At 37.5% G+C, this 12,898-nt stretch carries 12 protein-coding genes and 1 other annotated feature; of the genes, 11 read left to right on the top strand and 1 reads right to left on the bottom strand.

The window, feature by feature from the left end; all coding sequences use genetic code 11:
- Positions 1-24: 24 nt before the first annotated feature.
- The 10 genes from AC3WVA_RS05265 (at position 25) to leuS (ending at position 11,606) form a co-directional block, all read left to right on the top strand.
- Positions 25-288: a YtzC family protein gene (locus tag AC3WVA_RS05265; protein ID WP_000840868.1), complete on the top strand. Its 264-nt coding sequence runs from the start codon at positions 25-27 to the stop codon at positions 286-288.
- Between the two features lie 15 nt (positions 289-303).
- Positions 304-453 (top strand): hypothetical protein, encoded by a 150-nt coding sequence (locus AC3WVA_RS05260; RefSeq protein ID WP_001129345.1) that lies wholly within the window; start codon positions 304-306, stop codon positions 451-453.
- Between the two features lie 136 nt (positions 454-589).
- A complete protein-coding gene (locus AC3WVA_RS05255; protein WP_098520380.1) occupies positions 590-1,612 on the top strand; it encodes a DUF418 domain-containing protein in 1,023 nt (340 codons plus the stop codon).
- Between the two features lie 335 nt (positions 1,613-1,947).
- The gene (locus AC3WVA_RS05250) at positions 1,948-2,709 is read left to right on the top strand and encodes an ABC transporter ATP-binding protein (protein WP_000165844.1); all 762 of its coding nucleotides are present in this window, start codon (positions 1,948-1,950) and stop codon (positions 2,707-2,709) included.
- A 16-nt stretch (positions 2,710-2,725) separates the two neighbouring features.
- The gene (locus AC3WVA_RS05245; RefSeq protein ID WP_098520379.1) at positions 2,726-4,585 is read left to right on the top strand and encodes an FtsX-like permease family protein; all 1,860 of its coding nucleotides are present in this window, start codon (positions 2,726-2,728) and stop codon (positions 4,583-4,585) included.
- A gap of 347 nt (positions 4,586-4,932) precedes the next feature.
- Positions 4,933-5,499: a tyrosine-type recombinase/integrase gene (locus AC3WVA_RS05240; protein WP_071757101.1), complete on the top strand. Its 567-nt coding sequence runs from the start codon at positions 4,933-4,935 to the stop codon at positions 5,497-5,499.
- A 34-nt stretch (positions 5,500-5,533) separates the two neighbouring features.
- Complete coding sequence (locus AC3WVA_RS05235; RefSeq protein ID WP_061531264.1) at positions 5,534-6,031, top strand: cation:proton antiporter regulatory subunit; 498 nt, start codon at positions 5,534-5,536, stop codon at positions 6,029-6,031.
- A gap of 3 nt (positions 6,032-6,034) precedes the next feature.
- Positions 6,035-7,258 carry a cation:proton antiporter gene (locus tag AC3WVA_RS05230; RefSeq protein ID WP_098346820.1) on the top strand — a complete coding sequence of 408 codons (1,224 nt, stop codon included), beginning with the start codon at positions 6,035-6,037 and terminating at the stop codon, positions 7,256-7,258.
- Between the two features lie 273 nt (positions 7,259-7,531).
- A complete protein-coding gene (locus tag AC3WVA_RS05225) occupies positions 7,532-8,725 on the top strand; it encodes an MDR family MFS transporter (RefSeq protein ID WP_048529473.1) in 1,194 nt (397 codons plus the stop codon).
- 187 nt (positions 8,726-8,912) lie between these two features.
- Positions 8,913-9,132, top strand: a binding site (T-box leader).
- A gap of 65 nt (positions 9,133-9,197) precedes the next feature.
- Entirely contained in the window at positions 9,198-11,606 is a 2,409-nt protein-coding gene (leuS, locus tag AC3WVA_RS05220) for a leucine--tRNA ligase (RefSeq protein WP_087958479.1), read from the top strand.
- 27 nt (positions 11,607-11,633) lie between these two features.
- Here leuS and AC3WVA_RS05215 read toward each other — a convergent pair whose 3' ends face one another.
- A complete protein-coding gene (locus AC3WVA_RS05215) occupies positions 11,634-12,062 on the bottom strand; it encodes a GNAT family N-acetyltransferase (protein ID WP_048529469.1) in 429 nt (142 codons plus the stop codon).
- Positions 12,063-12,212: 150 nt separating this feature from the next.
- On the opposite strand from AC3WVA_RS05215, the gene AC3WVA_RS05210 reads away from it, so the two are divergent.
- Positions 12,213-12,898: hypothetical protein (locus tag AC3WVA_RS05210; RefSeq protein ID WP_492321815.1), on the top strand; the 686-nt coding region annotated here is incomplete at its 3' end.

The following is a 12,898-nucleotide window of genomic DNA, read 5'->3' as shown; positions in this document are numbered from 1 at the left end:
GAATTGAAGCAAGGAGGGACAATTATGGCAGAGCGTCAATCACTTGAATCGTATATTACACAAGCGGAACAAGCGGTGGAATATGCGAAAGAACAATTAGACCAAGGCATGAGACAAGAGCATTATAATACGATGGAGTATTCGGATGCGCAGTTAAAATTAGAACAAGCATATAACGATTTACAAACGATGCAACAACATGCGAATGATGAGCAACGTGAGCAATTAAATAGAGCACGTATGGCAATTCGCCAATTGCAACATCAAATGATTATTACACCGCACTAATAAGGAGTGAATGTAATGGCGAAACGTTCAGATCAAAATAATCCAGAGCAAAAAACACAAAATGGACATAACGCTGAGTTTTCGAATGAACTTGATCCAGTTGTTCAAGTGAAACAGCGAAATAGTAAAAAAGGACAACCTCAAAGATCAAAGCAATCAGAGTAAACCAGGTCGCAATATGACCTGGTTTTATTTTGCTATATGACAATAATGTAAGATTTCTGTAAGGTTTGCCGATAGTTGTAAGATTATATTTCCAGTAGAGTAAGGGAGGATTAAATTTTGGACAAGGAGTGGCTTTATGGGGAACAACATTACAAACAAACGAATTGATGAGTTAGATTACATTCGTGGCTTCGCATTACTGGGGATTATTTTGGTGAATATTCTTGCACTACTGAATATTAAAGTGCCAGATCCTAATACAGTAGATGCTAGTTATCAAAGGTTTCTATACTTATTTGTAGAAGGTCGTTTCTTCTCGATTTTTTCATTCTTATTTGGAGTAGGATTCTACATCTTCATTACAAGGGCAATTGCGAAAGGGAAGAATGGATACGTTCTATTTCTCCGCCGCGTAGTTGCGCTATTTATTTTTGGGTTAATTCATCAAATGTTTCAGCCTGGAGAAGCACTAGCGTTATACGCAATTTGTGGATTAATCGTTTTACCGTTTTATAAAGCGAAAAAAGAAGTGAATGTAGTAATTGGTCTTATTCTTACGATAGCTTTTAGTATTATGGCAGCTAAGGAATTATTACCATTAGGTTTAATTTTATTAGGTCTTGCTGCAGGGCAGTATAAAGTATTTGAAAATCTTTCAGCAAAAATTAAACAAGTTGCTATTTTTACAGGCGTTATGTTCATTTTAAGTGTCGTAGCGTTATGGTATCAATATGGACACGTTCCTGCTGAGCCATTCGTAAATATGATGCTCATGAATGAGGATGGAACAATGGACGCTACAGGTCAATTCTTAAAAATTGGCGTGACAGTCGGACCAATTATTTCAGCTTTCTATGTCGGAGCGTTAATTTTATTACTTCAGTTAAAACCAGTTCAAACATTGTTAGCACCACTGAAATACTACGGTCGTATGGCGTTAACAAATTATATCGGACAAACTGCAATAATCTTAATTGCAGGTAGTGTATGTAACTTTGCAGGAAATTTAACATACATGCAGACGTTATATGTGTGTATCGCAATTTACGCTATTCAAATTGTGTTTAGTGTAATTTGGATGAAAATCTTTAAAATGGGTCCACTAGAATGGATTTGGCGTGTTATTACGTATTGGACGGTAACCCCTTTAAAGAAATAGAGAGAGAAGTGGGCTGTTCCTTTTGCGGTACAGCCCATTTTATTGTCATCTTTTGTCGATAAGTCGATATATTTTGAAAATCGCTGATAAAAGTGGAAGAATCGCCGATATATTTTGGGAATCGCTGATAAAAGTGGAAGAATCGCCGATATATTTGAAAAATCGCTGATAAAATTTCATTTACCGATGAAGTTGATCAAAAAGAAAAAACGAACCTTACACGCCCACCTTTTTTATATTACAAAAGTGTAAGGTAATTGTAATGTTAACAAATAGCAGTTCCCTTCTAAAAGGCGCAAAATAGGTAATGGAAAAACAAGCGTAGGAGGATATATATGACGAAACCAGTTGTAGACGTGAAAAACGTTCAAAAAGTGTACGGTAAAAAAGGTGAGAACCAATCACACGCGTTAAAAGGTGTTTCATTCTCGATTCAAGAGGGTGAGTTTGTTGGGATTATGGGACCATCTGGTTCTGGTAAAACGACATTATTAAATGTAATTTCAACGCTTGATAAAGCAACGGGCGGCGTTGTTGAAATTGCGGGTACGGATATTACGAAAATGAAACAAGGTGAGCTTTCTGATTTCCGTTCACAAAAATTAGGATTCATTTTCCAAGACTTTAACTTATTAGAGAATTTATCTATTTATGAAAACATTGCACTTCCGCTTTCTCTTCAAGGTGTTCCATCACGTAATATTGGACCGAAAGTAGAGAAAGTAGCGGATATGTTAGGGATTACAGAAATACTTCAAAAGTATCCATCTGAAGTATCTGGTGGACAGAAACAACGTTCAGCAGCAGCACGTGCGCTTGTGCATGAGCCGGCAATTATTTTAGGGGACGAGCCAACAGGAGCTCTTGATTCTAAAAATGCGACGAGTTTACTTGATGCGATGACAAACTTAAATAAAGATCAAGGCGTATCAATTATGATGGTTACGCATGATCCGTACAGTGCAAGTTACTGTCAGCGTATTTTATTCATTCAAGATGGTGAGCTATATAAAGAAATTCATCGCGGTGGTACGCGTGAAGAGTTCTACAAAGAAATTTTAGATGTACTTGCAGACTTAGGTACACAAAAAGCGTAAGAAAGGAGGTTCCAGTATGTTATTTAAACTTTCCATGTCAGGGCTGAAAAGTAAGCTGAAAGATTATATTGTCTTACTTGTCGGTCTTGTCATGTCGATTTCAATTTTTTACATGTTCCAAACGTTAGCATTGAATAAAGCATTTTTAGAATCTAATTCAGTTATTAAATCTATTGGATTCGTATTCCAAGCAGGATCATTTTTATTAGCCATTATAACGTTCTTCTACATTTTATATGCAAACTCTTTCTTATTATCTCTTCGTCAAAAAGAGTTCGGTATGTATATGATGTTAGGAGCAAAAAAACATAAAGTTACATTACTTATGTTTATTGAAACAATCGTATTAGGTGCTGCGTCTCTTGCAATCGGAATTGCAGTTGGAGTAGGACTTGCAGAAGGTATCGGACAGTTATTAATGAAACAGCTTGAATTTGCTGGTGAAGGGTATAAAGCATTTTACTTACCATCTATGACCGTTACTTGCATCTTCTTCTTTGCATTATTTGTATTGTCAGCAATTATGAACAGTATTAAATTGTCACGTATTTCTGTATTGCAACTTGTACATGCAGATGCACAAACAGAGCGTGTTGCAGTAAAAGGTAAAAAGACAGTTGTAGTGGCATTCCTTGCTGTTATTTTATTAGGTATAGGTTATGCATCTATGATCTATATGGAAAAACTAAAAGAGATGGGAATACTTATTGCATTAGTTACAACAACATCGGGTACTTATATGCTATTTGGATCTCTTCTTCCAGTTATTATTAAAAAGTTAAAGAGTAATAAAAAACGTAGTGAAAAAGGACTTAACGCTTTTACATTTGCACAATTAAACTTCCGTATTAATAGTTTAACGAAAGTACTTGCGACAGTGGCGATGTTAGTTGCGCTTGGGGCTGGTGCGATTTCAGGTGGTATGGCGTTTAAAAATAACGTTATAAAAATGGTAGACGGTTTAGTAATCTATGATTCAGTAGTTCATAACCCAACAGCTGAAGAAAAGAAAATTTTAGACAGTATTACATTTAAAGAGAAAAGCGAATATCGTTATAAAGTTGATGATAAATACGTTTACTATGTAAAAGAAGATTTAGAGAAAAATCGTCCGTTAGTAAAAGATATGGCAAAGATGAAGTCTATGAAGGATTTAGTAAATACGAAAAAAGCTTCAGAGGAACTACCGGTAGGTGCAGTTTCTAGAGAAATGAACGAAAAAGATGCGAATGCGAAAGAACTTCCGGCAGAATGGGACGATGCTTTCAGAACAATTCAGCCATTTTATGTATACCAGGATCATGCAATTAAAATTGTAGATCAAAAAATGTACGATGGGATAAATGGTAAAGAAGGTATAGCATTTATCGGAAAAACAGATGATTTTTTAACATATAAAAAAGAATGGAAAAAACTTGACGAGTTGCAGCTAGATAAATATAAAAATGTAAAAGCTGAACAAATGGATAGTAAATATCAAGCTTATAGTGGGTTCTACGGCATTGCGAGTGGAACAGTGTTTATGGGATTCTTCCTTGGAATTGCGTTCTTAGCGATGATGGCAAGTTGTTTAATGTTTAAAATTCTTTCTGGTGCATCAAAAGATATTACGCGCTATCAAATGCTTCGTAAAATCGGTGTGCGCCGTGAGTTATTAACGAAATCGATTTATAAAGAGTTATTCTTAGTATTTTTATTCCCAGCCATTGTGGGTATCGCTCACGTATTAGTTGGTATGAATATTTTCGGATTTATTTTAATCGATCCGTACTTCCGTATTTGGGTACCAATCGTAATTTTCATAGTTATTTATGCGATTTATTACTTCATTACAGTTCAATTGTATAAAGGAATTGTTCTTCCAAAAGAAGATTAATACGTAAAAAGCCGAGTGAAAGTACTCGGCTTTTTGTATTTTCAGAAAAAAATACTTTAATGTTACTGAAATATATAATATAATATAAATAAGTAACATAATATGTGAGTATCAGCAACCGGAAAATGAAAGGAGGAATCCAATCTATAGAAAGAGCTGAACTTGTATCCCCTATTTTTCTACCCACACCGTATTTGTACAATCATAAATTTCCGAATGAAGAATTGTCAGACCTAAGTCGTATATTGTGAAAATAATGGATAATACATGGAAATCCCATAGCGTGATAAGGTAAAATGAACAGGATAATGAGAAAATTACCGTTCATAAGATGAGGAGATACATGTATGGAAGTTGTAGAGGCATTAAAAGATATAAGCCAAATTGAGGCTATGAAAAAGTATTTAAAAGAGCACTCGCAGCGAGATTATCTTTTATTTGTTATTGGAATTAACACAGGATTAAAGATTACTGAACTACTTAGCATGAAATTTGAAGAGGTATTAAATGAAGATGGAACTGTGAAAGAGTTCTACTCTCTTCCTGTGAAAGATGAAAAGTTTAAACAAGATATTTATTTAAATACAAAAGTAAAAGAAGCACTTTTAGAGTACGTACAAACTATTGATGCTCAAAGAGAAAATTATGTATTTCAATCTAATAAAACAACGAATTCAATCTCACGCCAACAAGCGTATCGCGTGATTCATAGTGCAGCTGAAGCGGTTGGAATTGTTGGGAAGATTGGAACGAACTCAATGCGAAAAACATTTGGATATCACGCGTACAAAAGAGGAATAGCAATTGCACTATTGCAAAAGCATTTCCATCACGCGACTCCATCAGAGACGCTCAAGTATTTAGGAATCTCAAAAGATGAGAAGTTTAAAACAGAGATTGATGTAGATTTGTAAAAGCCGTAACTAAAAACTTTAGGAGGCGGAAAATATGAATATTAGAGAGAGTGAACTACCGGGCATTGGATGTAAATTTGAAGTTATAACAAAAGGTAATGAAAAAATGGTTATCGTTATTCATGATGATGGCCGAAGAGAAATGTATCATTTCGATGCGGATCACGATGAGAGTGTTTCAAGCATTTCTCTTCGTGATTCTGAAGCGAGACAAATCGCAGCTATATTAGGTGGAATGGTATATAGACCGCAAGCGTTAGACACAATTGAGATGGCTTTTGAGGGATTATCAATTGAATGGTTTAAGGTAGAAAATCATGCGCCAGTAGTACAACAAACAATTGGTAGTTTACATGTTAGAAAAACATATAACGTAACGATTATTGCCATTTTGAAAAAGAATATGAAGAAATTCTTTAATCCAGGTCCAGACTCTATTATTGAAGCTGGCGATATGCTTGTATTATCAGGCGCGAGACATGAAGTGAAAAGAATTATTAATGAATTACTTTCAGCAGGAGGTGATTCATAATCGATGGATACTTTAATCTTTGAAGTTGGAACTGCGTTAGTATTAGTAGCTTTTGCAGCTATCCTCGCCGCGAAGTTAAAGTTCTCGATTATTCCGTTTCTCATTATACTCGGTATGTTAGTGGGGCCTCATGCCCCAGATTTAGGACTTATCGATTTAAGGTTTATTGAAAGCGGAGAAGTTATTTCCTTCCTCGGCCGTGTTGGCGTCATATTCCTCCTATTCTATTTAGGCTTAGAATTCTCAATAAAAAAATTAATTAAATCAGGAAAGTCGATTGCTTTTGGGGGGACTGTCCACATATCGCTTAATTTCATATTAGGGTTAATTTATGGATATGTGATGGGCTTCCCCTTATTAGAAACGTTAATTATTGCTGGAATCATTACAATTTCATCGAGTGCAATTGTTGCAAAAGTAATTGTTGATTTAAGAAGATCTGGCAATAAAGAGACTGAATTAATATTAGGAATCATTATGTTTGATGATATTTTTTTAGCTGTATATTTATCAGTCGTTTCAGGGTTAGTACTTGGTGGTGCAACATCATTTATAGGTGCTCTTACATCGGTATTAATCGCAGTAGGATATATGCTACTATTCTTTGTAATCGCTAGAAAAGCTACGCCGTTCTTAAATAAAATATTAGATATTTCGTCAAATGAAATTTTTATTATCGTAATATTCGCTATTTTATTCTTTGTAGCAGGATTTTCAGAAACGATTCATGTTGCGGAAGCGATTGGAGCGTTATTGTTAGGGCTTGTCTTTTCTGAAACAGAGCATAGCGATCGGATCGAACATCTCGTCGTCCCGTTTCGTGATTTCTTTGGAGCTATATTCTTTTTCAGCTTCGGTTTAAGTATAGATCCATTTTCACTTGGAGGAGCAGTATGGTTGGCGTTAGGAGCAGTTCTTATTACACTCATCGGTAATTTTACAGCTGGAATGATTGCAGGGCGTAAAGCCGGGTTATCGCATAAGGCTTCTACGAATATTGGTTTAACCCTCGTATCACGCGGAGAGTTCTCCATTATTGTCGCGAATATCGGCATTGCGGGTGGCTTAATGGCAGCAATTAAACCGTTCTCTGCACTGTACGTTTTAATATTAGCATCGTTAGGACCGTTATTAACGAAAGAGTCTGGGAGAATATACTCTCTACTAGATAAGGTATTTAAATGGAGTACTAAAGAACGTGCGAAGCGAGAAAAAGAAGTTGGATAGTATAAAAAAAGGGAGACTGCATGAACTTCATGTAATCTCCCTTTTTTTATTGTTACTGCTGTCGTTTTTTGTCGGTAAGTCGATATATTTTAATAATCGCTGATATATTTCCAAAATCGCCGATATATTTTCAAGCAGCAATCAGTATAATTTCATTTACCGACAAACCGTTATCTGAATTTCATCAACTATTAATCAGTTGCCTTCCTATTTAAAAACGACTACAATTTTACTGTTATAGATGAACGAAAAAATAGAATAGGAGGGGAGACTATGCCAAGGAAAGTATGGCTATTAGTAGCTGGGATGATTATTAATGTCACGGGTGCTTCTTTTTTATGGCCTTTTAATACAATTTATTTGCATGATCACCTAGGAAAATCTTTATCTGTGGCCGGAATGGTATTAATGATCAACTCGCTTACTGGTGTAATCGGAAACTTGCTCGGCGGTGTTTTATTTGATAAATGGGGCGGTTATAAATCAACTTTAGTAGGGATTGTGATTACACTCGTATCGATTTTAGGTCTTGTGTTCTTCCACGGTTGGCCGTTATATGTTGTATGGCTAGCATTAATCGGATTTGGTTCTGGAATGGTCTTCCCATCGATGTATGCGATGGTTGGTACGGTTTGGCCAGAGGGCGGAAGACGAGCATTTAATGCGATGTATGTTGGACAAAACGTTGGTATTGCGATCGGAACAGCGTGTGGTGGATTAGTTGCATCGTATCGTTTTGATTATATTTTCTTAGCGAACTTTATTTTATACTTTGTATTCTTCTTAATTGCTTTTATTGGATTCCGTGGTATGGAAGACAAAAAAGAGCCAGGCGTACAAAAAGAAGTCGAAACGAAAAAAGGTTGGTCGCTTACGCCTGGATTCAAAGCACTTCTTATCGTATGTGTAGCGTATGCGTTATGCTGGGTTACATACGTACAGTGGCAAGGGGCAATTGCAACACATATGCAAGAATTAAACATTAGCCTTCGTCACTACAGTTTATTATGGACGATAAACGGAGCGATGATCGTTTGTGCGCAGCCACTAGTTAGCATGTTAATTCGCTGGATGAAGCGTTCTTTAAAACAACAAATTATGATTGGAATTATCATTTTTGCAGCTTCATTCATTGTGTTAAGTCAAGCGCAGCAATTTACGATGTTTCTCGTTGCGATGGTAACATTAACAATTGGTGAGCTATTCGTATGGCCAGCAGTTCCGACCATTGCAAATATACTTGCGCCAAAAGATAAACTTGGATTTTATCAAGGCGTTGTAAATAGCGCGGCAACTGTAGGAAAAATGTTCGGACCGGTCGTTGGCGGAGCAATTGTTGATTTATACAATATGGAAGTATTGTTTATAGCAATCATGGTAATGCTTGTAGTAGCGATTATTGCAACGAGCATTTATGATAAACGAGTCAAAGTAGAAGAAACAGTTGAAGAAAAAATTGCAGTTTAGTTTGACGGAACATGTTCACATGTTTTAGAATATATTTAAATAAAACAACCTTTTGAACAAGGGAGATAGCTCGGCTGTCTGAAGACGAATTCGTTAGTTATGAAAAGTAACGATTAACCGAGAAGCCACGCTTTAAGTAAGCTCTGTAGAGATACGAGGCGGAGGGTAGTTCACTTAACTCATATTTGTAATAACAGTGAGAAGGAGTAGTAGTAATAGAAGCTGGTTTAGAGAGTTGACGGTCGGTGCAAGTCAATCCACGTTTCGTTATGAACTCGCCTTTGAGTTGCAGTTGTGAAACTAATAGTAGCAATTGCCGTTAATCCACGTTACGGATCTAAGCGAATGTACATTTTTACATTAATTTAGGGTGGTACCGCGGGAATCTATAACCTCTCGTCCCTTTCTAGGGATGAGAGGTTTTTTGTATTTTGGGCGGTGAAAATAAATAGAATTTCAAGGAGGGTATCTCATGAGCTTTAATCATCAAGATATTGAGAAGAAGTGGCAAGGGTACTGGGAAGAGAATAAAACATTCCGTACGCCAGATGAGACAGAAAAACCAAAATTTTATGCACTAGATATGTTCCCATATCCATCAGGTGCAGGCCTACACGTAGGACATCCAGAAGGTTATACAGCGACAGATATTTTATCTCGTATGAAGCGTATGCAAGGATATAACGTTCTTCATCCAATGGGATGGGATGCATTCGGTCTTCCAGCAGAGCAATATGCACTTGATACTGGAAACAGCCCAGCAGAATTTACAGAGCATAATATTAATACGTTCCGTAACCAAATTAAATCATTAGGTTTCTCTTACGATTGGGACCGTGAAGTAAATACAACAGATCCAAACTACTACAAGTGGACACAATGGATCTTCCTAAAACTATTTGAAAAAGGCTTAGCTTACGTTGATGAAGTACCTGTAAACTGGTGTCCAGCACTTGGTACAGTACTTGCAAACGAAGAAATTATTGACGGTAAGAGTGAGCGCGGCGGACATCCAGTTGAGCGTCGTCCGATGAGGCAGTGGATGTTAAAAATTACAGCTTACGGAGATCGTCTATTAGAAGATCTAGATGAGCTTGATTGGCCAGAAAGCTTAAAAGATATGCAACGTAACTGGATCGGTCGTTCTGAAGGTGCAGAAGTACACTTCAATATCGATGGTACAGACGAGAAATTCACAGTTTTCACAACGCGCCCTGATACATTATTCGGTGCAACATACTGTGTACTTGCTCCGGAACATGCACTTGTTGCAGAAATTACAACAGCGGAACAAAAAGAAGCGGTAGAAGCTTACATTAACGCTGTAAAAATGAAGAGTGACCTAGAGCGTACAGAACTTGCGAAAGAAAAAACTGGTGTATTTACTGGTGCTTACGCAGTAAACCCAGTAAACGGTGAGAAATTACCAATCTGGATCGCTGATTACGTTCTTGCAACTTACGGAACAGGTGCTGTAATGGCAGTTCCAGCTCACGATGAGCGTGACTATGAATTCGCATCAGTATTCAATCTTCCAATGAAGGAAGTTGTAAAAGGCGGAGACATTACGAAAGAAGTGTACACAGGTGATGGTGCACACGTAAACTCAGCATTCCTTGATGGTTTAAATAAAGAAGAAGCAATCGCAAAAATGATTGAATGGCTTGAAGTAACGAGCGCAGGAAATCAAAAAGTAACGTACCGTCTACGTGACTGGTTATTCAGCCGTCAACGTTACTGGGGTGAGCCGATTCCAGTAATCCACTGGGAAGATGGTACAATGACAGCTGTGAAAGAAGAAGAATTACCTTTAGTTCTTCCGAAAACAGAAAACATTCGTCCTTCAGGTACAGGTGAATCACCACTTGCTAACATTGACGAGTGGGTAAATGTTGTTGATCCTGAGACTGGTAAAAAAGGTCGTCGTGAAACGAACACAATGCCACAATGGGCTGGTAGCTGCTGGTATTACCTACGTTACATCGATCCAAACAACAGTGAAGCACTTGTAGATCCTGAAAAAGTAAAACAATGGCTTCCAGTTGATATTTATATCGGCGGAGCAGAGCACGCTGTACTTCACTTACTATATGCTCGTTTCTGGCATAAAGTATTATATGATATCGGTGTAGTTCCAACGAAAGAGCCATTCCAACAATTATTCAACCAAGGTATGATTCTAGGTGAAAACAACGAGAAAATGAGTAAATCAAAAGGTAACGTTGTAAACCCTGATGATATCGTAGCAAGCCACGGTGCAGATACACTTCGTCTATACGAAATGTTCATGGGACCATTAGATGCTTCAATCGCTTGGTCTGAAAATGGTCTTGACGGAGCTCGTCGTTTCCTAGATCGCGTATGGCGTCTATTCGTTCAAGATAACGGTGAATTAAGTGAGAAAATTACGGATGCACCAAATAAAGAGCTTGAAAAAGCTTACCACCAAACAGTGAAGAAAGTGACAGAAGACTATGCAGAGCTTCGCTTCAACACAGCGATTTCTCAAATGATGGTATTCATCAACGATGCATACAAAGCTGAAACACTTCCGAAAGAATATGTAGAAGGTTTCGTAAAAATGATTGCACCAGTTGCACCTCACATCGGGGAAGAGCTATGGAGCAAACTTGGATACAATGAAACAATCACATATGCAAGCTGGCCAACATTTGATGAGTCTAAACTTGTAGAAGATGAAGTTGAAATCGTTGTTCAAGTTATGGGTAAAGTTCGCGCAAAACTAACAATGAGTAAAGACGCATCAAAAGAGGAAATGGAACAACTTGCACTTGAAGCAATTCAAGACCAAATTGAAGGGAAAACAGTTCGTAAAGTAATTGTTGTTCCTGGAAAACTTGTTAACGTTGTTGCAAACTAATTCATTCTAAATAAAAGCTCAGAGTATTTATACTCTGAGCTTTTTTGTGTAGAAAATAATCTCTGGATCACCTTCATCTAAGTTTTCAATCATGCCACTGCGTATAAAACCGTTCGAATGAAATACTGTATGCATACTTTCATTCGATTTGTTTGTTGAAGAAAAGATTTTTTGAGTAGGAGAATGACTTAACATATATGAGATTAACGAGCTTGCATAGCCTCGCCTTCTTTTAGTTGGTGAAACAATGATTAATGAGAGGAAAGTACAACCAAAGAAATTTGTATCGTATGTTAGAAAACCGGAAATAGAATTATCTTCTTTTACAATGATGCATCTACCTTCATTAATAGTCTCCTTAATATAATCTCGTCTACTATCATTTCCGATTACATCAATATCTATATGTAAGATTGCATCTAAGTCATTGATAGAAGCCTTTGTTACGTTTTTCAATAGAAATACCTCCTAGAAAAAATATTCAGTTAATTAATTTTATCATGAATGAAGAAAAAGAAGCGGAATTCTAGTGCAGACAAACACCTATTTTTCTATAGGAAATATGATAAAAAAGGTAGGCTAAATTGAGTAGAAGAGGTGAAAGGAATGAAAGGGATGGACAATAATGCACCACATGGCTTCTTCGGAGGTGGATCGGGTAGTTATGAACAAATGATGTTAATGGGAGGAGCTGGCCAACAAGGATACGGTGGAATTCCGAGCTGGATGGGTGGAGCAGCAGGAGGATTTCCAACATCGGTAGCTGGCGTACAAACTGGAATGCCTACATCAATGGGAGGCTTTTCGACATCAGGGGCTGGAATGCCTACATCAATGGGAGGCTTTTCGACATCAGGGGCTGGAATGCCTACAGTAACAGGGAGCTTTCCGACATCAGTAGCTGGCGTACAGACAGGATTTCCGGTACCTGGAGTCGGTGTTATAGCTGGAGGAATAGGTGGATATCCGCAAGTTGTTCACGGTCATCATGGACATCATCACCATCAAGGTCACCAAGGCCAACACGGTCACCATGGACACCATCATCACCAAGGTCACCACGACCATCATGGACACCATCATCAAGGCCAACACGGTCACCATGGACATCATCATCACCAAGGTCACCACGGCCACCATGGTCATCAACAACAAGTACATCACCACGGTCACCACCACATTCATCCGCAAGCTGTTCTTTATCAAACGCACCAAGGTCATCATGGTCATCATGGTCATCATGGTCATCATGGTCATCATGGTCATCATGGTCATCATGGTCATCATGGTCA

Source organism: Bacillus sp. EB106-04-02-XG92, assembly GCF_058791995.1.
Note: the sequence above shows the minus strand (reverse complement) of the source record. Positions and strands in the feature narration are given on the sequence as shown.